The following is a 21,398-nucleotide window of genomic DNA, read 5'->3' as shown; positions in this document are numbered from 1 at the left end:
AAAAGTAATGGTAGAACGTGGTAAACCTTTAGAAAGTAACGTTAACTTTGCACCGTTTTTGGCTGCTCTGAAAATTCATGGGCTTAAGCTATTGCTGGTTACAGTAGTTGTAACGGGGTTAAGCCTGCCAGTGATTTGGTCGATGACGGCTAAGTATGTCTCGACTGCGACAGTATTGATTAAAGCGCAATCGGACAATGTCTCTCCGATTGATCCGATCGAAGATTATGACTCTGCTCGCTCACAGTACTATGAAACGCAATTTAACCTAATGCAATCTAGAGTCGTGTTGGTTAAAGCTGTTGAAGCGTTAGAACTGCAACAAAATGAAGAGTTTAATGGTTCAACGTTAACTGGCAATGGCGATTGGACACTGCCTCGAGAGCTACGCATTAACCATGCGGTTAAAGAGTTGAAGCGACACCTAACATTTACTTCAGTCCGCTTAACTCAATTAGTTTATGTGTCTTATGAATCTACGAACGCACAACAAGCTTCAACAATCGCAAATGCAGTGGCACAAGCTTTTATTGATTATACGGTGGAGCAAAAAATTGCTAAAATCCAGCAAGCTAAACGATGGAATACGCAACAGCTAGGTGTACTCAGACAACAAATTAGTCAGCAAAAGAAAGAAATAGACGCATTTTTGCAAAGCGAGGGGTTACTGACCTTCCGAGGTGTTGATGGTTTTGAAACAGAAGAACTTGGGATTATTACCAATAAATTGGCGGATGCAAAAGAGAGGCGCTTAGCTGCTCAAGCTAATTATGAATTGGTGAGCCAATATATGAAAGGTGATACAGGGACTCTCACCTCGTTGCCTGACTTCTCCTCCCACCCTCAGCTACAAGATCTTAGAATTGCACTTATACAAGCAAAACGGAAATTATCAGATCTTAATCGACGATATGGACCTAAACACCTTAAAGTTCTTGAGGCCAATGCTGAAATTGAGGTGATTCACAAGCAAACTGTACGCCTGCTTGATGAGCTAAAATTAGGGCTTCAGCAAAAATATCAAGCAGAACTTATCAAAGAAAATCATTATAAAGCGCTCTTAGCTCTGCATAAAAAAGACTTCTTTGCACTTGCAGATAAGCGTGATCATTATGATGGCTTGATGGCAGATCTTACTCAAAAGCAATCGCTGTATGAGCAGCTTTATCTGCGTACTACTGAGCATACTCTTAATACGACGTATAGAGAGCAAGATGCACGAATTTATGATCCCGCGGTGGCTAGTGAGCGTCCAGCGAAACCCAACAAGCCATTGTTAGTCGTGATGATAAGTATTATGACAATGCTAGTTAGTGCTTTGGTTGTCATTATTCGAGCAGCCACAAAGCAAACAATAACAACTCTTGCACAGCTGGAAGCAAAGCTTGGATTAATTCCACTAACTGACATGCCTTCATTTACAAGTGAACCGATGTCGACATGGATGTTAGGTAAGCAAATTCGTTCCAACCAATATGCCAACGAGATCGGAAATGGCGCTTATACCGCATTATCTTTAGCTCGCCCAAGTAGTCAGTGTGTCGGTGTCGTATCGTCATACCGACAAGAAGGTGCAACGACGACGGCGTTATTATTAGCTGCTGCGGTCAGTGAAGTGAAACCAACTTTACTGCTTGATTTGGATTATCGTGGAGAAGGCGAATTTACAAGAGATATTATTGCGGACAGTCACTGCAGTTCCCCTAAGTTTAACGTACAGGAAGAAATTGCTGGGTTTAGTCATTTGGTGTTTAGCCAATTGAGTTCGGTACAAATAGGTGATGAAAACAAGTCTTCATCATTACAAGAAGCACTACAACTCGATATTGAGCAAGTCATTATGCCAATATCACAGGGATTGTCTTATATCGCCCCTGGTACCCTGGCTGAATCACCATTAACTTTTTTTGCTCGCCCAGAATGTGAATCTGCATTGTTGGCACTTTGTCAGCGTTTTGAATCTGTCATCATAAAGCTTCCAGCTCTGAATGATAGTAAGGATGCACAGCTCCTATTGCGCTTTTTGGATAGCTTGATTGTCGTGGTCAAATCTGATCAACATACGGCGAATGAAATAAAGCATCAACTAAATAAGTTGTCGCCGTTGTTGGACCAGCGAGCTTTTGGAGTACTCAATCAAGTGAGTGATGACCGAGTTGTGGGTGAAGAGTCTCTGCGTTTTATTGCTCAAGGTAGTATGGATTTACTCAATATCGAGGGCTCTTAGTGAGCTTGCTTAAAAGCATTTCCACTATTGCGACATCATCGATATTGTCTCAGTTAATTGGGGCTGGTTCGATATGGTTGATTTCGCATTGGTACGGGATGTCGGAAGTCGGCTCATACGCGTTAACGTACAGTATTGCCTTAATCGGAGCACAAGTTTGTACGTTTGCATCACAGCTGCTATTGCCAAAACAACAGAGTAACGAGCTAGGGCAAAATGTCTCTTTTTGCTTGTTATTTAGTGTTTGTGCGTCGGTCATTTATTCTATGGGCATTGCATGTTTGTTTGACCGTCCTATTCTTCAAACTCTGATGTTAACGTTGGCACATGCATGGGTTTTGATCTCTGAGAATCTACTGCTGAGAGTTCAAAAAATGAAGTCACTAGCTTTACAGCGAACATCGATTTCGATGTTAGTGTTGTTACTTATTGCTGTCAGTGAAGACTTGAGTGCATTCTATTGGGCTTGGGGAGCATCGTTGCTAGTGTGTATGTTGCTATGTATTGGTTACTCTCTACCAAGAAACGTGATGAATCTACAGCAATTCTCGCTTTCATCCTTGTCACTGTTTTTCCGTAAGCACAAACATCATATTGTCAAAGTTGGGAGCGCTGAGATTTTGGCGATGGTGAATAATAATTTACCCGTTATCCTTATTAACGTGTGGTTCAGTCCTGTTGTAGCCGGTTATTACGCCGTAGTTAGCCGATTTTGCTTAGCGCCTATTGTTATCATTGGTAACGCTGTAAGAAACTCTATTTTTTCCACTTGGTCTGTCGACTTTAGACGCAATCAGTTTAATTACGCTGAATTTTCCAAGGTGCGCCGGTTACTCTTTGCTATGGGGACTACGGCGGTGCTTGGAGTTTTCATTTTCTACCCCATAGTGATGCAATTAGGGTTTAGCGCTGAATGGGTCGCTTCAGTGCCAACTTCTCGCTATATGCTACCGTATTTGTTTATGGCGCTAGCGGTGTGCCCATTGACCGTTCTTGAGTTGGTTTATGGCTCTCCCAAGTATTTCCTTCGCATTCAGCTTGAGCAACTTATGGTGGTGGTATTGGCTTTTGGTGCGCTGCCATTTTTTATAAGTGATTATGCATACTCGGTTATTGCCTTCGCCCTACTGTCTTCTATTCGATACCTGTTTATTTATTTTGAAGTGAATAAAACGGCTGTGCGACTTCGTCGAACGATGGAGGTTACTTGAAGATAAATAATGGTCTGTTTTTGCAGGTATACACGTTTGTAACGTTAGTTGCTTGTGGGCTAGTACAGTATCTGACTGGTGTCGGCGCAGTGCTTTGGCTGCCATTTGTTGCTGCCTTTGCGATGGTTTTGTTGCTATTGATGCAAACCAATTATGAAGCGGTTAAGTTAGATAATATAGAAACAGTACTCACATTGTTGTTGATGGGGGCCTATACGTTGATCTTAGCGTCGACAGTTCTACAAAATGGGCTGACGGTGACCATTGTAGGTTGGAAGAACGAACTTGCATTGTCGCTTATTTTTCTATGCTTACTATTGGGGTTTATCCGAGAGTCGCAGCTTTACCGCGTGGTGCAGATGCTATATTGGATTTTCTATCTACAATTCCCAGTTATCTTGTATCAGATTTTAGTTGTTGTCCCACAACGTGTCGCTTTGAAAGGTGAATTTGAAAAGTGGGACTCTGTGGTAGGGACTTTCGGTGGTGACCCTATGGGCGGGGGAAACACGGCAGCATTAGGGTTATTCTGTTTACTTGTCATGCTCCTTAAATTGTCTGAATTTAGGCATGGTGTAGTTAGTCGGCTTAACATGATACTGCATATTGTTGCCGCGTTTATTTTGTGCGTTCTTGGTGAAGTTAAGTTCGTCATTTTGCTTGCTCCTATACTTTTAATATTTGTTTGGCTGTGCCCTAGTTATGTTTACGGCGTTAGGCAAAAGGATATTAAGAAAGTGCTTCTTATGGTTTGTACCATGGGATTGTTAGTTTTATTGGCAATAGTTGTCCTTGCTGCCTCTTACGCAAGCGCTTTTGATACCGACCCTGACCACAGTGCTTTAAAGGTGTTTTGGGATTCTTTAGAGTATATATATGACTCAAATTACATCTTACCAACGGGAGAATTAGGGCGGATGACCACGCTATTTTTCTGGTTGGATAATAGTCAGCTTTATGGATGGTCTAACGTGTGGTTTGGTTATGGGTTAAATGCAACCAACCACGGTAGTTCGGTAGCTCCAGGTTTCTTGAATCAAATATTTAATGTCCTCCTAGATTCTACGTCACTAAGCATGATGTTGTGGGAATTTGGTGTCGTTGGGTTAGTCCTATTTTTATGTCCAATTTTATTGGCGCTAAAGGTGTCAATGCCCAAGGAAGTGCTAAAACGTGAGCAGTTATCGATGCAAGACATTCAATTGCTCTCTTGGCAACCTGCGTTTATTGCATTTAGTTTTGCAGGTTTATTAAGCTTACCTTACAGCCAAATTTTAATGTTGGTGCCTATGTTGCAGTTCCTTTTCTATTTTTCACTTGGCGGAAGTCTAATCATACGCAAGACTGTTATTCAATCGGGGGCAAGGTTATGAGTTCTTTACCTAGAATCACCGTGATTATAAAAACACTCAATGAACAAGGTGGTATTGCTGCAACGATTAAAAGCGTTCAAAGTCAGCTAAAGAATTATCAATATGATGTCATTGTTGCCGATAGCTTATCTGATGATGATACGCAAAAAATTGCGTTAGAGAATGGCGCTAAAGTCGTGACGTTAATCAACGCTAATGATCGTTGCTGCGGCGTAGGCCATCAACTTGGCTATTTATACAGCACTGGTGACTATCTATTGTTATTGGATGGTGACATGCGTTTACAAGACGGGTTCATTGATGCGGCGATAGCATTTCTGGAAAAAGAGCCGGCTTACGCCGCTGTGGCGGGGGCGGTTGAAATGGATGAAGCGAATAGCTACGAATTTAAATCTCGCCAACAAAGGCATCACAAAATATACCCTACTGGTGATTGTAGTCATTTAGCCGGGGGAGGGCTGTATCGGGCGAGTGCAATCAATGATATAGGTTATCTTACACATCGCACATTGCATGCCTATGAAGAGGCCGAGCTTGGTATGAGACTCGAACATGCTGGTTACAAATTGCATCGTTTGGATACCCCGTTTTTCCATCATACTTCTTATGATATGCCGACGTTAACGTTACTGCGCTACCGATGGAATCGTGGTTATTTGTTTGCGTCAGGCGAATTGCTAAAGAGCGCGTTTGGTAAAGCGTACTTTCGAAAAGCTGTGAGTGTGGTGCGTAATGAGTTGATCTTTGCTTGCTATCTTGCTTGGTTAATTTTGGCCTTGCTGGTGGGTAATGTTTCGTTGTTGACCATTAGCCTGTTGCCATTGATGCTTTTCTTTGCTGCTAAAGCGTTTAAAAACCGCTCAATAAAGGACGGTGCGCAGAGCATTATTAATTTGACCGTATTTTCAGCCGGATTGGTAAATGGTTTGTTGTTGCCCATTAAAGACCCAAATCAACCACCGTCACATAAAGTGTTAGAGCGAGATGTGTCATGAAAGTATTGGTGGTGAATAAGTTTTTTTTCTTAAAGGGGGGCGCTGAAACGGTCTTTTTTCAAGAAAGAGAAATGTTGATGGATCGAGGGTTTTCGGTTATCGACTTTTCAATGGCTCACAATGACAACTTGGTATCTGATTACAGTGCTAGTTTCGTCGATAATGTGGATTATCACGCCAATGCTACTTTACTCAGCGCGTTGAAAACGGCAATGCGGTTTGTACATAACGCAGAAGCGTGTGAAAAGCTTTCTGAGTTGATTACTACTGAGCAACCCGATATCGTTCACTTTCACAACATTTATCACCAGCTAACTCCCTCAATTATCAAGGTTGCTAAGCAAGCCGGATGTAAAACGGTACTCACCGCTCATGATACTAAAATAGCCTGTCCTAGCTATACTATGTATCGTGATGGACACACCTGTGAAGCGTGTTTACAAGGAAGTGTTTTTAACGCTTTAAGATATCGCTGCCAACAAGGATCATGGTTTAAAAGTGGCTTGCTTGTTGTGGAGGCGTTGTATCAATCGCTTGCTCAGAACTATCAATCACTGGATGTGATAGTTTCACCTAGTCAGTTTTTAGCCAATATCATTCGTCGTAAGCTCCCTAATAATAGAATTGAGGTCATAGTGAATGGCATTGACGAGAACGTTGATCAGCAAGATGTGGCAGATCATCGATATTTTTTATATTTAGGGCGGTTGAGTCAGGAAAAAGGCGTGGCGACAATGGTAGCGGCTTACGAGTTGTCTAACCAATCTATACCATTAAAAATAGCCGGTACAGGACCACTTGCAGACTCCCTATCAGGGAAACAGAGTAAGGTCGAGTGGCTAGGTTTTAAAACGGGACCGGATTTACATTTACTCATAAAACAAGCTAGTGCAGTTATTGTCCCTTCGGAATGCTATGAAAACTGTTCTATGTCAGTGCTTGAAGCTATGTCGTACGGGAAGCCTATTATCGGTGCAAATATTGGAGGTATCCCTGAGCAAGTTCGAGATGGAAAAGAGGGGCGTTTATTTGAAGCGGGTAATGCCCATGATCTTGCCAATGTGATGGATGAGTTTGCGATACGGCCAGAGCTTACAAAGTATTATGGTGAACAAGCAAGACAACGCTTAGAGTCGCGCTATTCATTGAGAGCACATCATCAGCAGTTGGTCGATTTGTATCAAAATTTATTGGGTGAGCAATCATGAAAGTAACCGTACTAGGGACGCGTGGTATTCCTGATGTATTAGGAGGAGTCGAAACTCACTGTCAGCACCTTTACCCTCTTATTGTTAAGCAAGGATTTGAGGTAGAGGTTATCGCTCGTTCTCCTTATGTCGCTTATAAAACGAGGAGTTATAAAGGGGTCGCGGCCAAAGCACTGTGGGCTCCGAAAAAGACATCGTTAGAAGCTATCGTTCACTCGACTATTGCGGCATTTTCTACCTTAACGGATGGCTCGAATGTGGTGCATGTTCATGCGATCGGCCCTGGGTTAGTCGTGCCACTGTTACGCTTGATTGGAAAGAAAGTGGTATTCACCCATCATGGTCCAGATTATCAGCGTGAGAAATGGGGGAAGCTAGCAAAGATTGTTTTGAAGCTCGGTGAGCGTTTTGCCGTTAAATATGCCAATGAAGTCATTGTCATATCAGAGGTGATTAATGACCTTATTAAGCAATCTTATCAAAGAGATGATGCACATCTTATTTATAATGGAGTTAACCCGGCTAAGTCTCTGCCTGTTGATGTCGTATCATCTATATTGGAGCGCTACCAGTTAAGTGCGCGAGGATATATTGTCGCGGTAGGACGTTTTGTTGAAGAAAAAGGCTTCCATGATCTTCTTCAAGCCTACGCAAAATCCAAGCTTGATATGCCGCTCGTACTGATCGGAGATTCCGATCATGAAAGTGAATACAGTCGCTCATTAAAACAAGCAGCGAAAGACACCCCAGGCGTGATACTGACCGGTTTTCTCAAAGGGGAGGATCTACAAGTTGTATTTTCTCAAGCTAAGCTATTCGTAATGCCTTCTTATCATGAAGGGCTGCCTATTGCACTGCTAGAAGCGATGTCATATTCCTTACCCGTGGTGGTTAGCGATATTGCGCCAAACAGTGAGGTTGGACTTGAATCTGATTGCTATTACCCAGTCAAAAATATAGATGAATTATCACAGGCAATAAATAAAAGGAGTGTGATGCCTCTACAAGACTATCAACACTTTTTAGAACGATATGACTGGCATAAAATCGCTGATCAAACGGTGGATGTTTACAATAACATGTTGGGAAGCAAGCGTGACTAATCGTCTTAATAAAAACAATGATACGGATGAGCCTAATAAGAGCCGGGCAGTGACTCAATTTTACCGAGTTTTACAGCAAGAAACGCAACAAAGCTTGAGTGAAGAACAAAGGCAAGCTATTGAAAAAGCAGTTAATCAAGTTGGCTTAGTCGCAAAACATTCCGTTGATATCCGTAAAAGCTTTCCTTGGTTTGGCAAGCGCTACTATGTCGTGCTGTTGAGTGGGCGTGATCGTCGTACAGCAGAGCGTCAAGGTGAGTCTAAATGGTTAGTCTATGCTACAACGGTATTGCTAACTACCTTTGTCCTTGCGGGGGGGATGCTCGCTCTACTGGCATTGTATTTGTTAAAGTCTGCACTGGGTATCGATCTGTTCGAGAGCTTTTCACTAGGTATATGGGACTGGTTTCAATCACTATAAGGGTTGAACTCGAGTGATAAATGATAGGAAATAAACAAGTGAAAAAAGTCACTAACTGGCAGTGCTCATGGCTATACCTATTATCGTTAGTATTCTTTGTTACCTCATACGCCTATGCTGACGAAGTAGGGGATAAAGTGACGTCAATCACGGCACTCAATACACCTATCTCTAATCCAGGTATGGGGGTTGAAACGTTTCACGACGGGTGGGGTACCGTACTAACTCTTGAGCAATATCCTGTCTCGGGAATGGGATACTACCGGTATTATTGGAGTGAACTTGAGCCAAGCGAAGGTGAATATAACTTTTCTCTCATTGATGACTTGCTTGAACAGAATGCCAAGCAATCAAAGCGAGTAGCTTTGCGTTTTATGACACTTGATGAACCATTCTCAGGAACAAAAATTCCACAATGGCTCATCGATAAAGGTATCGAAGGGCAGTGGGTTGAAAATGGAAAAACTTTCGTAGCCGATCTCGATGACCCAACTTATTTATACTATGTAGAAAAATTACTTAGTGCTTATGGGCAACGTTACGATAATGACTCGCGGCTGGCTCAGATTGACATAGGTATGGTGGGTTCTTGGGGAGAGTGGCATAACAGCAACTTTCCAGAGCTTGAACCACTATTTAGTAGGTATTCAGAACACCAGTTAAATAAGTTCGTTGATCTGCACTTTTCAGCATTCCCAAATACTGCAAAATTAATGCTTATCAACGGGGGGGATTCTTTCGCATACGCAATAGAAAAAGGTGCTGGCTGGCGTGCCGATTGCTGGGGCGATTGGCATAATTTTGGCCCTACTTGGAGTCATATGAATGATGACTACCCGTATCGAATTCAACAAGCAAACTCGCAAACACCAATATTTGATACGGCTTGGCAGCACCAGCCGGTTAGTTTTGAAGTCTGTGGTGACATGCATGGTTGGCTAGCCACACAACATTACACAAGAGCTCAAGTGGCTGCCTCATTAGACTGGGCGATTAATCAGCATGCGAGTAGCCTAAACTTGAAATCGAAGCCAATTCCCGAACAGTACCGCGATTTGTTAGATAATGCGTTGCTAAAAATTGGATATCGCTTTCGAGTCGATACGATTCGTCATTCAGCTTACCTGTCGATGGGGAAAAACCTCTCTCTGGAAGCTCATATTTTTAACGATGGAGTCGCACCAACATACCAACCTTATTATGCGTATTATCGATTAGTAAACAGCAACGGTCAGGTGGTTTCGTTTGCAAAAGATAGTACAAGTAGCGAAGCTTGGCTCCCTGGAGATTATAAATCTATTGCGAACTTCTCATTGCCGACAGATCTAAATGTCGGTCATTATTATATCGAAATAGCAGTGAGTGAAGGTCGTGACAGTAAACCTTTGAATTTGGCAAATATAGGGAAACAGCCTGATGGTTGGTATCGGCTAAGTGAAGTGATCATTGAAGAGTAATGACAATTGTCATTACTCTTCTAATGCATGCTAGATAAGATGGTCTGGTTAGCCCTGATTACTCAATCTAATTCGCAGGCAACACCACTGCTGACGCTTCCTCAGAGTCTTCTTTGCCTTCTACTTGTTCAGTAACCCAATCAATTGTCTTGGTTAAATAAAGCTTATTGGTTTCGGTATCACACCAACGCTTTGACAGACCTCTTCGGTTAAATTCGCTGCCAATAGCGGCCAGTGTTTGATTGCTCGGCCTTCCGTAATACAAGGTGTCGCACAGTTGTAGGTTCGACATCGACTGCGGGTATGAATTAACTGACGAAGAGTTCATGCTTAACGCTTTCGACTGGTTATGAGTGCAACCCGTAAGGCTCAAGAAAAAGATCAATGCTAAGGCTTTCTTCATCATATCTCTGAACAGTTACCAATAATTGGCGGGGATTATGAACATGATTAAGTCGTTGATTTGTCAATTCTTCGCTAACTGCTTAAAGAGCACGATCTTGCTCGCAATTAGAGCACGTTATTGAGCCGTTTAATTCCTAGGTCAAAAAATGTCTTAGCTGCCAAATGCGCAATTTTGTACAAAAGCTGAAAGAGACTATAGGGTAGACTGATAAGTCGCTCGATAATCAACAGGCTTGGGAATTGTTATGGAGAACAATAAACGCTCTAAAGAAAAGGCCGAGTATAAGATAACCGAAGAGCTCGGCGGCCTTGAAATTCTTAATGCTGAATACGAAAAGCAGAACTTCTCGCGCCACAGCCACGAGGGCTATACGCTGGGAGTCATCGAGCAGGGCGCTCAGCGTTTCTATCGAACGGGCGGGCATCATATAGCACCACAAGATGCGATTATTCTGGTCAATGCCGACGAAGTTCATAGCGGTCACTCTGCCACTGAAGGCGGTTGGGCGTATCGAGCCATGTATCCACTCCCAGATCAACTTGCCAAGATCACTCAAGAGCTAAACCTACCCAATTACGGGGCGCCTTACTTCCCAAGAGCGGTTGTTGAAGATCCTGAACTCGCCAATCAATTGAGATTAGTCTTTAACACGATTGATGAATCTGACAATCGCTTGTTAAGAGAGACCTTGATGTACGGGATGTTGGTTAAACTGATTAGCCGACACGGAAAATCGCCGCTTAACCCTCAACTCGACGGAAAAACTCAGCGCCAGCTTGTCTTGGTGAAAGAGTTCTTAGATGATTTTCCACAAGCCGATGTGTCCCTAGAGGAGCTGTCTAAGTTAGCGGCATTGAGTCCGTTTCACTTAGTGCGTTCTTTTCAAAAAGAGTTTGGTCTTCCGCCACATGCGTATCAAATCCAGTCTCGGTTAAGGCTTTCGCGTAAGTTATTGAAACAAGGACATACCATTTCAGATACCGCGCAAGAGTGTGGTTTTCATGATCAAAGCCATTTTCATCGACACTTCAAAAAGGCCAATGGCTACACGCCGGGGCAATACATCAAAATGCTCTAAACTTGCATGGCTAAGGCATGGCCAACTTGTGTTAAGTGCAGTTAAGTGCAGTTAAGTGCAGTTAAGTGCAGTTAAGTACGGTTAAGTGCGGCAAACAGAGGGGCATGAAATCGAGCAAGTTTGTACAATCGAACCGACTCAACTCCTCTTACATTGAATAGCCAATGTGAAGAGAGAAAAGAACTATATGGATAGTGAAACAATGGATAGACGAACACAGTTATGGAAGGGCGTTTTAGCGGGAATGCCGTTGAGCATTGCGGTAATCCCTTGGGGGGTTCTGGCCGGTTCATATGCGATAGATGCCGGATTGAATCAACTTCAAGCGCAAGCGATGTCGGCTATTTTGTTTGCTGGCTCAGCGCAACTTGTCGCCGCGGGTATGTTTAAAGCGGGTATTGGTCTAGGCACCATGTTGTTGACTACCTTATTCATCACGTCTAGACACTTTCTGTATAGCGTATCGATGCGTAACAAAATCAACCATCTTCCTGCGCGTTGGCGTCTATTACTCGGATTTTGGCTCACCGATGAGTTGTTTGCGATTTGTAGTGGGCAGTCTCAGAAAGAATTTAATCGCTGGTACGCTGCGGGTGTAGGCGGCGGTTTTTACCTAGTTTGGAATATTGCGAGCTTTGTTGGCATTGTCGCGGGAAGCCAGATTCCTTCGCTTAATGAAATTGGGCTCGACTTCGCGGTCGCAGCAACCTTTATCGCCATGGTGTTCCCATTAATCCGAACTCTACCCGTCGTGGTGTGTGTGGTTGTTTCACTGGTCACTTCGGTTGCCATGTCGGTTAACAATATTGAGGGCGGGCTAATGATTGCAGCGATTGCCGGTATGTTAGCGGGCTTTATCAGCGAATCGTTCCAAGAGCGAAACAACGGCAACAAGACAATTGTGGAGGGGAAATAGAGATGATTTGGTTAACGATATTCCTTATGACAGCGATTGTTTTCTTTAGTCGGTATCTGTTTCTAGAGCCTGCAATCCCGCTTCGATTAAATCAAACCACGCGTCGACTGTTACGCTATTCAAGCCCCGCTGTGCTTACCGCAATTTGGGGGCCGATTGTATTTGCACCAGAGCAGACATTTTGGCCAAGCTTTGAAAACCCATACTTGATAGGCGCGCTGGTCACAGGTCTGTTGATTTGGAAAACAGGCAATGTGCTACTTACTATCGGCGTCAGCATGGCGGTGTTTTTGTTCTATAACCTCGTTGCGGTTGATTACCTTTTTAACTGATACGTAGCTCAATTGATACGTCGTGTCACGCCATTAGTTATCCTCGTTTCAAGTGTATGACTCATTACTTGAAACGAGTGCTTTTAGGCTCTAGTTCTCTTGTGGTTCTTTATTCAAAAGCGCTCTGTTCCTCTCTTCGCCTTCCTCATATCTGTCCAATAAATTCCTCACATTCAAATGCAATTGATTTTATATTATTTTGTACTGTTTAATTCGTTTTACTTATGGATGAAAAGTGAGTAAATTTGCAAATAATTCAATGTGTTGAGATGTTTGGAAAGATATTTCAGCTGTTTTACAAAGCTAAAGGGACCTCAAAATGTATAGATTTTTCGCAATTTTATTTCTACTCGTACCGCTGCAATTATCAGCGGCACAAGATGATAGGCAAGCTCTGATAAAAGAGCTTCTTCAGATTATGGATGTCGATTCCACATTGGACGCGGTATACGTTCAAATGGATAGCATGATGGCTAATATGTCTAAAGACCTAGGGGTTTCAGAGTCAGAACAAGCTATTTTTGATGATTACTATCAGGGCATGAACGACTTAATGAAAGAGGAGGTTAGCTGGCAAAAGCTAGAGCCAGGAATTGTAACGATTTACAGCAATCAATTCACTGAAGAAGAGCTCAGTGCAATGATCGATTTCTACAAAACAGAACATGGAAAAAGCATTCTGAAAAAAATGCCAACCGTGACAACAGAGTCAATGATCATGACTCAGTCGTTAATGCAACAAGTTCTCCCAAAAGTTAAAAAGTTAACGACCAAACTAAAACAAGACCTTGAAGCACATAGAGGTTCTTGATCAGAAGCCGTTAGGTCTGTGATTAGAAATAACGCTCTATACTTGGTCGATAACGTAGATATTCTTGAAACACACGCTGCATTTCATGCAATGATTTATGTGTTTCAAGCGTAATCAGGCATAATTACTACCCCATAGCTGAATCATTTTAGGTGTGGGTATTGTGTATTTAGGTTTTGGTAAGGAGTTAGTTTGGCTAAGAAATATTATGTGGTTTGGAAAGGTCGCACACCGGGTATTTTTACCACTTGGAACGAGTGTAAAGCGCAAGTCGATGGCTTTGCTGGTGCGAGATATAAATCGTTTCCAACACTAGGCGAGGCTGAGTCTGCTTTCGGTGGTAAAACGTCGTCTGCGTCAGGTTCTACAGCGACAAAGCCAAGCTCTGCGGGTAAGGCGACGAAAGTGAAGGTGCCGCCTCTTTCGGAGCAGCAAATCACAGATATGCCTTTTGATATCAAGATCTTTACCGATGGTGCTTGTGAGCCAAATCCTGGTGAAGCGGGGACGGGTTTAGCGGTATACCAAAACAACCAATTAACAGAATTGTGGTATGGCTTGTATCAGCCTGTTGGTACCAACAATACCGCCGAGTTACATGGGCTTAAGCAAGCGTTTATTCTCGCGAAAGAGAAGTTAAACGCGGGTCTGTCTGTTGCGATTTATTGTGACTCTAAGTACTCAATTGATTGTATTACTAAATGGGCAACGGGCTGGGAGAAAAAGGGCTGGACTAAGTCGGGCGGCGAGATCAAAAACCTCGATATTATTAAGCCTGCGTATGCTCTCTACCAAGAACTGGCTTCAAAAATCACCATCTACCATGTGAACGGACACGTTGGTATTGAAGGTAACGAATTGGCCGATAGAATGTCGATTGTGGCTATTTCATCGAAAGAGCAGGAGCTAGCTCAATATCGTGACATCGAAGATCTTGAGTCTATTTTGGCACTTCGAGCCGGCTAGCTAGGCTTCTTAATGAAAAGCTAATAAAAGTTACTGAAAGCATAAGTTGCTATCATTAAGCAGTGCTTAGTTGAGCGCTACATTTCAAATGGATGTAGCGCTCTTTTGATCTTGTGGTGCTCAGTCGTTTTTGTGAGGCATAGCTGTCTGAGTTAATCCTTATTGAGCTGGGTTCTCTATCCAACGAGATAATTGCTGAGCTTGTTTGATCGAATTAAAACTGTCTTTCACTCTCTCACGTGCCTTTAACCCCATCGATGCTTTATCGTTACTGCTTAGCTGCGCGAAACGCTCAATCGCTTCTCTTAATTCTTCCACGTTCTTTTCGCTAACCACAAAACCTGTCTCTGGTGAGACGATCTCTTTGCATCCCATGATGTTGGTGGTAATGACGGGTGTGCCCACGGCCATCGCTTCTTTTAAAACCAGTGGCCCTGTATCCACACACCCAGTTTCGGAAAAACAGAAGGGCGCGATTAGGCTGTCATAGTTCGATAGTTTCTCTTTCACCCACTCGTGAGGTTTAGCGCCAAGAAAGGTCACGTTTCGAGTGAGCCCTTGCTCTTTGACCTGCAATTTTAACTGTTGCTCTAAATCGCCAGTACCGATGATATCGAGATGAATATCGAGAGGTTCGGCAATCGGCGCTAATGCATCAATAAGATGGTGGATACCTTTTTGCTCCACTAATCGGCCAAGGAAAATAAAGCGAAGTTGCTTCGTTTCGGTTTTTGGGTTGAGTTGGAACTGTTTGGTATTAACTCCGCAATGCAGGAGCTTAATGTTTCCTTTCGCCATGGTATTGAAGTCAGCAAGCATGTCTTTACACACTGCAACCACAAAATCACTCGATGAGATTTTATGTTCAATGTCATAAGCGAACTCGTAAACATCATGACCATGAGCAACGAACGAACAGGTGATATTCAGCAGCTTTGCCGCGACGATGGCGTGAGCTGTGGTGTGCTGACAGAAATGCGCATGTACGTGTTCGACGTCGTTTTCCGCGAGTTGCAGCGCTAATTTAAACCCATAAGCGAACAGTGACTTTTTCGGCATGCTGGTTTGCTTAGAAATAAATGAGACAGCCTTGATGAAACCTATCCAGTTAATGCTGGCGACTTTACCCTTCCGAACATTTTTACCTATTTCGACAATGTCGTAGTCGAACTGTTTTTCACTGTTTTCAATTTTGAACGTCATTACACAAACATCGTGCCCACACGCTTTCACAGAGTCGACTTCTGTTTGAATGAAGGTCTCACTGAGTACTGGGTAGGTTGGCGCCACAAATGCTACTTTCTTCATTCCTTACTCCTCAAATCCATATGACTAAAGCTATCAAGCCAAGGTAATAACCAATAAAGCAAGATACGAACCAAGATCGAATCGTAGCTTTGGAGGGCTTTCTGATTGCTTTTCGAAGGTTACCCCTTAAGAGGTAGCTCGTTTTCTCAAATTGATAATCAAATTGGAGTTGCAGTTTTTTTGAACATCTGTGTTTGGTCGTCATTTTGAGAATGGACGCGTAGGTGACTGATATAGAGGTGATTTTGTAGTAAGACACTCTCGGCATAGAACATGCAACGTCAGCCATATAACGTATAAATCTGAGGGCGTCATTATGGCTAAAGTAAGTGTTGTTATTCCTACCTACAATTGTTTGGATTACCTGCCGAAAGCGATTGGTAGTGTACTAAAGCAGACTCATCAAGATGTTGAGCTGATTGTCATTGACGATAACAGTAACGATGGAACGTCGACGTATCTTGCTTCTATAGACGATGAACGCATTATTACGTTGTCCACATTGGGTGTTGGTGCGCCTCAAGCGAGAAACCTAGGGATTGAAAAGGCGACCGGTGAATACATCGCTTTTTTAGACGCAGACGATTTCTGGTTTCCTGAAAAAATTGAGCGCCAACTCGAATTTCATCAACGTTACCCTGATCTCGCGATGAGCTTTACTAACTACGAGCATCTTACTGAAGATTACCAAGTAATAGTCGACTGCTTTAGTTACTGGTCGCAGTTTCAAGATCAAGATGAGCTGTTCATCAATATCGAGAACCCGTTGGAGTTCATCATAGAAAATAACGTGATTGGAACATCAACGGTCATGGTGAAAGCGGATGTGTTTTCTCAAACAGACAGTTTCAATGCTGACATCAAGTATGGGGAAGATTGGGAACTGTGGCTTCGAATGAGTGAAAACCATCAGATCGGTGTGTTGAACTCGGTGCAGGTTGGCTACTTGATGAGAGCGAGCTCTGTTACCCAAACTGAAAGTCTTAAATTGAGAAATTTGCAGTCTATAGAGACTATTCTTCAACATTACCAAATTGACAGTCAACGATGGAATCTACCCACTTCTAGCTTCAAAATCGCAAAGGCGAGAATACTGGAAGGTTATGCTGACTATTATCGAGGTTTACAACAGAATAGACAGGCTATTGCCTACAGTTTCCGTTCTTTGGTCATGTCACCTCAAAAACGCACATTGCGACACCTAATTGGAGACTGTAAAAGTTTCCTAAAGCCAGCTTGGTAAGGAAAAGGTGACGACTATGGGTTCTTTAAAGCAGTCGGCTTACTACGCCATCGGTATATTAATGATGAAAGGGATTTCATTGGTGATGATCCCGTACATTACGCACAATATGACGTTGGCAGAGTATGGTTCCTTAGAAGCCATTGTCTTGCTGGCAGACATTGGGACGATATTGTTCAGCTTCGGTATTGTCGATGCCATGTATCGTTATGTGGGTGTCGCCGAAGGTGATGAAAAGCAAAAGCTCGTCTCGAACTGCTTCACATTGAGCGTGCTGGTGTGCGTGCTTGGGGGCGCCTTGATTGCCCTCAGTATGCCGTTGTTAATCTTAATGTTGCCAGTTGAATTCCAGCCTTACCAGATACTGCTTCTGCTTATTCCTACCATGCTCGATGGGGCGATTTCTATCCCGCTAACGCTGATGCGTATGAACGCGATGGCGAAACGTTTTTGCATGCTCAATGTGTTGAAAGCCGGTGTTCAAGCCATCATGACTTTTGTTTTGCTTGAGGCTGGATACGGTATAGATGGCGTGTTGATTTCAGCTGCGGTATCCAGTGTATTGCTAATGGTTTGTTTAGTGCGTTATCAATGGCAAGAGATGGGATCTTTTGGTTGCTTCAAATACTCGGCGAAGATCTTAAAATTCGGACTGCCCGTTCTGGTTGGCGGTGCATCAATGTATATGATCATGGGGCTCGACCGCTGGGTAATGGCAAGCTTCGTCGGTGTCGAAGAACTCGCGATTTATGCGGTTAGCGGAAAGTTCGCGTTGATTCTTGGTCTGTTGTTGCAGCCTTACGCGCTTTGGTGGTTTCCAAACCGTGTGGCGATGCTTCAACAGCCGGGTGGCAGTAAGATGTGTGCCGATAGGGCGTTAGTCGGAGTGAACCTCGCCATTGTTTTAGGTTCGTTGATGATTCTAACGGTACCCGGATTTATTTCTCTCATTTTACCGAGCAGTTATCATTACGCGGGGGCCATTGTTGTTGCGCTGCTTGCGATTAGCGTTATCAAAAATGCAGGTGATTATCTTAACCTTGGTTGTTTCAGTGGCGATTCGAGTCAATCTCAAATGTGGATTCAAGGTGGATGTGCGGTCTTGGCGGCCATTGGTTATTTCACAGTGACGCCTATTTATGGCGTGTGGGGTGTTGTCGCGGTTCTTTGTGCAACTTATGTTGTGCGGCTCATGCTTCTGTATGTTGTAAGCCAAGCGATGGAACAATTACCTTATGAACACAGCAAGTGGGTAACCGCAGTTAGCATCGCATTAGTAGCGATAGCGAGTGATCAACTTCTGGGATTGGTGTTGGTTGATGTCCATGACTTTATTCTTGGATCGGCTGTTGGTGTAATCGCGCTGGTGGCCTTTGTTAAATACTCAGTGATCGTTGTCCCGCAAGCTCTGCTCGACAAGTTGATGCTGGGTAAGCAGTCTCACGCAAATTAAAATAAAACACTGTTCATAATGTGTGAGATTCGATAGTATTTATAAATTCAATGAATGCCATCAATGGAAAGATACATGAACAAGTGGATTGTGCTCTCAGCTCTATTCTCAACCTTATCGTACGCTTCGTCTGAATTGTCTAACCACGACGTACTCACTCAGCACTTTGACGTTCCTGAAGCTATCTCCTTAGAAAATCAAAACAGGGTATGTAATAGCCTTGTTTGTAGTTCGGTGTCTGCGCCAAAATCTGTTCCTGCTGTTGGCGACTTCCCAGAGCGAGAATCAAACCCAACGATAGATACAATTGCGAGCGCTATCTATTTCGTCGGTGAGATTGGTGTCGCCGAAAATCTAGCGACACCCGAGTACGAACAGTTTTTTGAGAACTGATTGAAAATTTACTGTATAGATTTGGTGCTTATTTTTTATGCAGTTACAAAAGATATGAAATGCTGTTATAAACGATAAGACCTTGTTTAAGGATTTTATAATCACGGCATTTGGCAATTAGGAAGCACCAATGGAAATCTGGAAGTTACTGCTGTTTATCCCCGCTTGTTTTGCGCTCAACATGACTCCGGGCCCAAACAATTTGTTATCAATGAACAACGCCCGTTGTTACGGATTTCAGGCCGCCTTTGTCGCAGGCCTAGGAAGAATCCTCGCTTTTTCTGGCATGATTGCTTTGGCTGCATCTGGCTTAGCGGTTGTGCTTTATACTTCTGAAACGCTGTTTTTCCTGATCAAACTATTTGGCGCGATGTATCTGTTGTGGATCGCGTTCAACCTATGGCGCTCACAAGCTAGCCCAGTAGCGGACATTGAACGTAATAAGAATTGGTTTGGTCTAGTTAAACAAGAGTTCACCCTTGCAGCTGGTAACCCTAAAGCGATACTCATCTTTACCGCATTTCTGCCTCAATTCGTTGATGTTTCAGCCAATGTAAACACACAGTTCTTCATTCTAGGTGGCACATTCCTAGTGTTAGAGCTGCTCGCGATATCTATCTACGCTGCCTTTGGTTTATACCTCAGAAACTGGTTCTCCAAGCCGCAAATGGCTAAGCGTTTCAACAAAGCGTGCTCGGTTTTTCTTGCGTTATCTGGCGCAAATTTGTTGGTTATTCGACAGTAAAACATAAGTAACCTAATCTACTCCTCAGGCGTTAGTTAAGTGGCATCTTCGTTAAGGTAGTTCGTAAGCCTTTAGGCTGTTGATATATTATTAATAGCACCTTTGAGTTTGCATGTTTAAACTTGAGGTTCGGTTTAAATGAGGTCTATCTATGAATGTTGTTTGTGCGGAAAAACAAGAACTGGCTGATATCTACCAGCTTGAACATGCTTTGTTTGGCGCTCACGCCTATCCGCTGTTTTTCTTTCGTCAGGCCTTTGATTGCTGGGGAAAAGGTTTATTGGTTGCTAAGCAAGACTCAAAGATTGCTGGCTATGCCTTAACGACAACCACAGACAAGCAGAATGAGTTTTGGGTCCTCTCATTGGCTGTAGACCAGAATTATCGTGGCATGGGAGTTGGCCGGAAACTGATGCAACAGGCGGTTGAGCAGTTGCCTCGAGATGCTAGGCTTTTGCTCACTGTAGACCCAAATAACACATCGGCTCGTGCGCTTTATGCATCGATGGGGTTCGTTACCATCAAGCAAGAAGACAACTACTTTGGTGATGATGAGCCGAGGTTAGTGATGAAGCTCATCATCTAGATTGTTGCTAACGGTTTTTAACAAAGGCGCTTAACTAAATCAAAGGCTCACACTTCAAAGACAATCTCGTAGCTCTAGGTTAGCATCACGATACCGTGCATTAACACGACACTAGAGGTCAGCCGAGTCCTCATATCAAAGTAGCCATCAGGACCTTGGCTCTGGTTCTCTTCTCTCATCGTCCTTTCAGCTCGCCAAACCGCAATATAACCAAAGATGAGAATCAGAGTTGTCACTAGCTCTTTTTGTTCGCCAAGCAATACTGCCAGCCAAGCGATGAGCACAATCGCGTTGCTTATTAGCAGTGCTTTGTTACTTGATTGGCTTTCAAAGTTTTCGATGCCATTTGCCCACAAGATCCCTGAAAGAAAACTCAAAATTGCCACGCTGTAGGTGATGAACAGCGTTTCACCGCTTATCCCCATAAATTGGCTGTCGGTGAGCGAAAGGAGAAGACCGAATAAAAACGGAATTAACCCCATGTACCCCAGTTTGGCCATGGTGTTACGGGTTTGAGTTGTTGCCATGTAATCCGCCTTCATAACTGCTGCTCAATCGCGTTTTTGAGTGTGGCACTCACTGGAGATGTGGAGCTAGGGAAGGTGGCGACGACTTTACCTTCTTTACTGATCAAGAATTTGTAAAAGTTCCATTTAGGCGTTACGCCCGCTTGCTGTTGTATCTCTGTAAACACGGGGTTGGCGTTGCTACCAGACAGTGAAGCTCGCGCCATCATTGGGAAGGTCACGCCATAGTCTAGGTAACAAACCTTTGCCGTCTTCTCTTCGCTTCCCTTGTCTTGGCGAAAATCATTACTTGGGAAACCGATAACCGTGAAGCCTTGGTCTTTGTAGGTTTGATGAAGTTGCTCGAGTTGCTCAAACTGCGGAGTGAAGCCACATTGGCTCGCTGTATTTACCACCAATAGAGTTTTGCCTTGAAACTCATCGCACAAGGCGATTTCTTCGGTTGAGTTTAACAAGCGCTGTTTGCCATTAAGTATTTCGGGACAGCTCGCTGCAAAGGCGATGGAACTCGTGAGGCTTGTAATCAGTGCGGTTGAGCAAAGTAGTGAACATTTCATAGGGTTGGCTCATTTTAGTTGGCGTAATGGTTATTACTCTTGAGCACGATGAAATGATCACTTTGCGTATTATTTACTGTCT

The 21,398-nt window shown here is 43.4% G+C and carries 22 protein-coding genes; 18 read left to right on the top strand and 4 right to left on the bottom strand.

What is annotated here, in order from left to right:
* Window positions 1-7 precede the first annotated feature (7 nt).
* The 8 genes from AB4185_RS10940 to AB4185_RS10905 are packed head-to-tail and all read left to right on the top strand — an operon-like array spanning window position 8 to window position 9,995.
* Window positions 8-2,227 carry an exopolysaccharide transport family protein gene (locus AB4185_RS10940; RefSeq protein WP_372135448.1) on the top strand — a complete coding sequence of 740 codons (2,220 nt, stop codon included), beginning with the start codon at window positions 8-10 and terminating at the stop codon, window positions 2,225-2,227.
* Entirely contained in the window at window positions 2,227-3,438 is a 1,212-nt protein-coding gene (locus AB4185_RS10935; RefSeq protein ID WP_123301820.1) for a lipopolysaccharide biosynthesis protein, read from the top strand. Before AB4185_RS10940 ends, AB4185_RS10935 begins: the two co-directional genes overlap by 1 nt.
* Entirely contained in the window at window positions 3,435-4,811 is a 1,377-nt protein-coding gene (locus AB4185_RS10930) for a capsular biosynthesis protein (RefSeq protein ID WP_372099752.1), read from the top strand. Before AB4185_RS10935 ends, AB4185_RS10930 begins: the two co-directional genes overlap by 4 nt.
* Window positions 4,808-5,806 carry a glycosyltransferase family 2 protein gene (locus AB4185_RS10925; protein ID WP_102333004.1) on the top strand — a complete coding sequence of 333 codons (999 nt, stop codon included), beginning with the start codon at window positions 4,808-4,810 and terminating at the stop codon, window positions 5,804-5,806. Before AB4185_RS10930 ends, AB4185_RS10925 begins: the two co-directional genes overlap by 4 nt.
* Window positions 5,803-7,014, top strand: a complete 1,212-nt coding sequence (locus tag AB4185_RS10920) for a glycosyltransferase family 4 protein (RefSeq protein WP_372107296.1) — start codon at window positions 5,803-5,805, stop codon at window positions 7,012-7,014. The genes AB4185_RS10925 and AB4185_RS10920 overlap by 4 nt, the downstream gene beginning before the upstream one ends.
* Window positions 7,011-8,117 (top strand): glycosyltransferase family 4 protein, encoded by a 1,107-nt coding sequence (locus tag AB4185_RS10915; RefSeq protein ID WP_372107294.1) that lies wholly within the window; start codon window positions 7,011-7,013, stop codon window positions 8,115-8,117. Before AB4185_RS10920 ends, AB4185_RS10915 begins: the two co-directional genes overlap by 4 nt.
* Before the next feature lie 49 nt (window positions 8,118-8,166).
* The gene (locus AB4185_RS10910) at window positions 8,167-8,538 is read left to right on the top strand and encodes a hypothetical protein (protein ID WP_170964679.1); all 372 of its coding nucleotides are present in this window, start codon (window positions 8,167-8,169) and stop codon (window positions 8,536-8,538) included.
* A 38-nt stretch (window positions 8,539-8,576) separates the two neighbouring features.
* Complete coding sequence (locus tag AB4185_RS10905; protein ID WP_240799481.1) at window positions 8,577-9,995, top strand: DUF4832 domain-containing protein; 1,419 nt, start codon at window positions 8,577-8,579, stop codon at window positions 9,993-9,995.
* 67 nt (window positions 9,996-10,062) lie between these two features.
* Here the strand turns inward: AB4185_RS10905 and AB4185_RS10900 are convergent, their stop codons facing one another.
* Entirely contained in the window at window positions 10,063-10,398 is a 336-nt protein-coding gene (locus tag AB4185_RS10900) for a hypothetical protein (RefSeq protein ID WP_102333000.1), read from the bottom strand.
* A 247-nt stretch (window positions 10,399-10,645) separates the two neighbouring features.
* On the opposite strand from AB4185_RS10900, the gene AB4185_RS10895 reads away from it, so the two are divergent.
* The 5 genes from AB4185_RS10895 to AB4185_RS10875 all read left to right on the top strand — a co-directional run bounded on the left by AB4185_RS10895 (window position 10,646) and on the right by AB4185_RS10875 (window position 14,504).
* Window positions 10,646-11,479, top strand: coding sequence for an AraC family transcriptional regulator (locus tag AB4185_RS10895; RefSeq protein WP_102332999.1), 834 nt, complete (start codon window positions 10,646-10,648; stop codon window positions 11,477-11,479).
* A gap of 187 nt (window positions 11,480-11,666) precedes the next feature.
* The gene (locus AB4185_RS10890; protein WP_372135447.1) at window positions 11,667-12,395 is read left to right on the top strand and encodes an AzlC family ABC transporter permease; all 729 of its coding nucleotides are present in this window, start codon (window positions 11,667-11,669) and stop codon (window positions 12,393-12,395) included.
* Window positions 12,396-12,397: 2 nt separating this feature from the next.
* Window positions 12,398-12,727, top strand: a complete 330-nt coding sequence (locus AB4185_RS10885; RefSeq protein WP_017078861.1) for an AzlD domain-containing protein — start codon at window positions 12,398-12,400, stop codon at window positions 12,725-12,727.
* A 319-nt stretch (window positions 12,728-13,046) separates the two neighbouring features.
* Window positions 13,047-13,538 (top strand): DUF2059 domain-containing protein, encoded by a 492-nt coding sequence (locus AB4185_RS10880; RefSeq protein WP_017087186.1) that lies wholly within the window; start codon window positions 13,047-13,049, stop codon window positions 13,536-13,538.
* 192 nt (window positions 13,539-13,730) lie between these two features.
* Window positions 13,731-14,504 (top strand): viroplasmin family protein, encoded by a 774-nt coding sequence (locus AB4185_RS10875; protein WP_017087185.1) that lies wholly within the window; start codon window positions 13,731-13,733, stop codon window positions 14,502-14,504.
* A gap of 159 nt (window positions 14,505-14,663) precedes the next feature.
* On the opposite strand, the gene AB4185_RS10870 is transcribed toward AB4185_RS10875, so the two are convergent.
* Window positions 14,664-15,812: a glycosyltransferase family 4 protein gene (locus AB4185_RS10870; protein WP_017062219.1), complete on the bottom strand. Its 1,149-nt coding sequence runs from the start codon at window positions 15,810-15,812 to the stop codon at window positions 14,664-14,666.
* Between the two features lie 316 nt (window positions 15,813-16,128).
* On the opposite strand from AB4185_RS10870, the gene AB4185_RS10865 reads away from it, so the two are divergent.
* The 5 genes from AB4185_RS10865 (at window position 16,129) to AB4185_RS10845 (ending at window position 20,232) form a co-directional block, all read left to right on the top strand.
* Window positions 16,129-17,055, top strand: coding sequence for a glycosyltransferase family 2 protein (locus tag AB4185_RS10865; RefSeq protein WP_372135446.1), 927 nt, complete (start codon window positions 16,129-16,131; stop codon window positions 17,053-17,055).
* A gap of 16 nt (window positions 17,056-17,071) precedes the next feature.
* Window positions 17,072-18,508, top strand: a complete 1,437-nt coding sequence (locus AB4185_RS10860; RefSeq protein WP_017067059.1) for a lipopolysaccharide biosynthesis protein — start codon at window positions 17,072-17,074, stop codon at window positions 18,506-18,508.
* A gap of 75 nt (window positions 18,509-18,583) precedes the next feature.
* Entirely contained in the window at window positions 18,584-18,901 is a 318-nt protein-coding gene (locus AB4185_RS10855) for a hypothetical protein (RefSeq protein ID WP_017070274.1), read from the top strand.
* A 130-nt stretch (window positions 18,902-19,031) separates the two neighbouring features.
* Window positions 19,032-19,646: a LysE family translocator gene (locus AB4185_RS10850; RefSeq protein ID WP_136979725.1), complete on the top strand. Its 615-nt coding sequence runs from the start codon at window positions 19,032-19,034 to the stop codon at window positions 19,644-19,646.
* A gap of 151 nt (window positions 19,647-19,797) precedes the next feature.
* Window positions 19,798-20,232 (top strand): N-acetyltransferase, encoded by a 435-nt coding sequence (locus AB4185_RS10845; RefSeq protein WP_017062214.1) that lies wholly within the window; start codon window positions 19,798-19,800, stop codon window positions 20,230-20,232.
* 74 nt (window positions 20,233-20,306) lie between these two features.
* Here the strand turns inward: AB4185_RS10845 and AB4185_RS10840 are convergent, their stop codons facing one another.
* Window positions 20,307-20,774, bottom strand: a complete 468-nt coding sequence (locus AB4185_RS10840) for a DUF3429 domain-containing protein (RefSeq protein ID WP_017062213.1) — start codon at window positions 20,772-20,774, stop codon at window positions 20,307-20,309.
* A complete protein-coding gene (locus AB4185_RS10835; protein WP_017062212.1) occupies window positions 20,771-21,316 on the bottom strand; it encodes a glutathione peroxidase in 546 nt (181 codons plus the stop codon). Before AB4185_RS10835 ends, AB4185_RS10840 begins: the two co-directional genes overlap by 4 nt.
* Window positions 21,317-21,398 lie beyond the last annotated feature (82 nt).

It is taken from the genome of Vibrio sp. 10N.286.48.F5, from assembly GCF_041469785.1.
Lineage (GTDB): Bacteria > Pseudomonadota > Gammaproteobacteria > Enterobacterales > Vibrionaceae > Vibrio > Vibrio crassostreae_C.
Note: the sequence above shows the minus strand (reverse complement) of the source record. Positions and strands in the feature narration are given on the sequence as shown.

What these genes read in the sequence shown, in the direction of transcription:
- AB4185_RS10835 (WP_017062212.1), bottom strand. Translation starts at nt 21,316, where the DNA reads ATGAAATGTTCACTACTTTGCTCAACCGCACTGATTACAAGCCTCACG.
- AB4185_RS10920 (WP_372107296.1), top strand. Translation starts at nt 5,803, where the DNA reads ATGAAAGTATTGGTGGTGAATAAGTTTTTTTTCTTAAAGGGGGGCGCT.
- AB4185_RS10940 (WP_372135448.1), top strand. Translation starts at nt 8, where the DNA reads ATGGTAGAACGTGGTAAACCTTTAGAAAGTAACGTTAACTTTGCACCG.
- AB4185_RS10895 (WP_102332999.1), top strand. Translation starts at nt 10,646, where the DNA reads ATGGAGAACAATAAACGCTCTAAAGAAAAGGCCGAGTATAAGATAACC.
- AB4185_RS10845 (WP_017062214.1), top strand. Translation starts at nt 19,798, where the DNA reads ATGAATGTTGTTTGTGCGGAAAAACAAGAACTGGCTGATATCTACCAG.
- AB4185_RS10840 (WP_017062213.1), bottom strand. Translation starts at nt 20,774, where the DNA reads ATGAAGGCGGATTACATGGCAACAACTCAAACCCGTAACACCATGGCC.
- AB4185_RS10850 (WP_136979725.1), top strand. Translation starts at nt 19,032, where the DNA reads ATGGAAATCTGGAAGTTACTGCTGTTTATCCCCGCTTGTTTTGCGCTC.
- AB4185_RS10880 (WP_017087186.1), top strand. Translation starts at nt 13,047, where the DNA reads ATGTATAGATTTTTCGCAATTTTATTTCTACTCGTACCGCTGCAATTA.
- AB4185_RS10900 (WP_102333000.1), bottom strand. Translation starts at nt 10,398, where the DNA reads ATGAAGAAAGCCTTAGCATTGATCTTTTTCTTGAGCCTTACGGGTTGC.
- AB4185_RS10885 (WP_017078861.1), top strand. Translation starts at nt 12,398, where the DNA reads ATGATTTGGTTAACGATATTCCTTATGACAGCGATTGTTTTCTTTAGT.
- AB4185_RS10915 (WP_372107294.1), top strand. Translation starts at nt 7,011, where the DNA reads ATGAAAGTAACCGTACTAGGGACGCGTGGTATTCCTGATGTATTAGGA.
- AB4185_RS10865 (WP_372135446.1), top strand. Translation starts at nt 16,129, where the DNA reads ATGGCTAAAGTAAGTGTTGTTATTCCTACCTACAATTGTTTGGATTAC.
- AB4185_RS10855 (WP_017070274.1), top strand. Translation starts at nt 18,584, where the DNA reads ATGAACAAGTGGATTGTGCTCTCAGCTCTATTCTCAACCTTATCGTAC.
- AB4185_RS10870 (WP_017062219.1), bottom strand. Translation starts at nt 15,812, where the DNA reads ATGAAGAAAGTAGCATTTGTGGCGCCAACCTACCCAGTACTCAGTGAG.
- AB4185_RS10890 (WP_372135447.1), top strand. Translation starts at nt 11,667, where the DNA reads ATGGATAGTGAAACAATGGATAGACGAACACAGTTATGGAAGGGCGTT.
- AB4185_RS10925 (WP_102333004.1), top strand. Translation starts at nt 4,808, where the DNA reads ATGAGTTCTTTACCTAGAATCACCGTGATTATAAAAACACTCAATGAA.
- AB4185_RS10860 (WP_017067059.1), top strand. Translation starts at nt 17,072, where the DNA reads ATGGGTTCTTTAAAGCAGTCGGCTTACTACGCCATCGGTATATTAATG.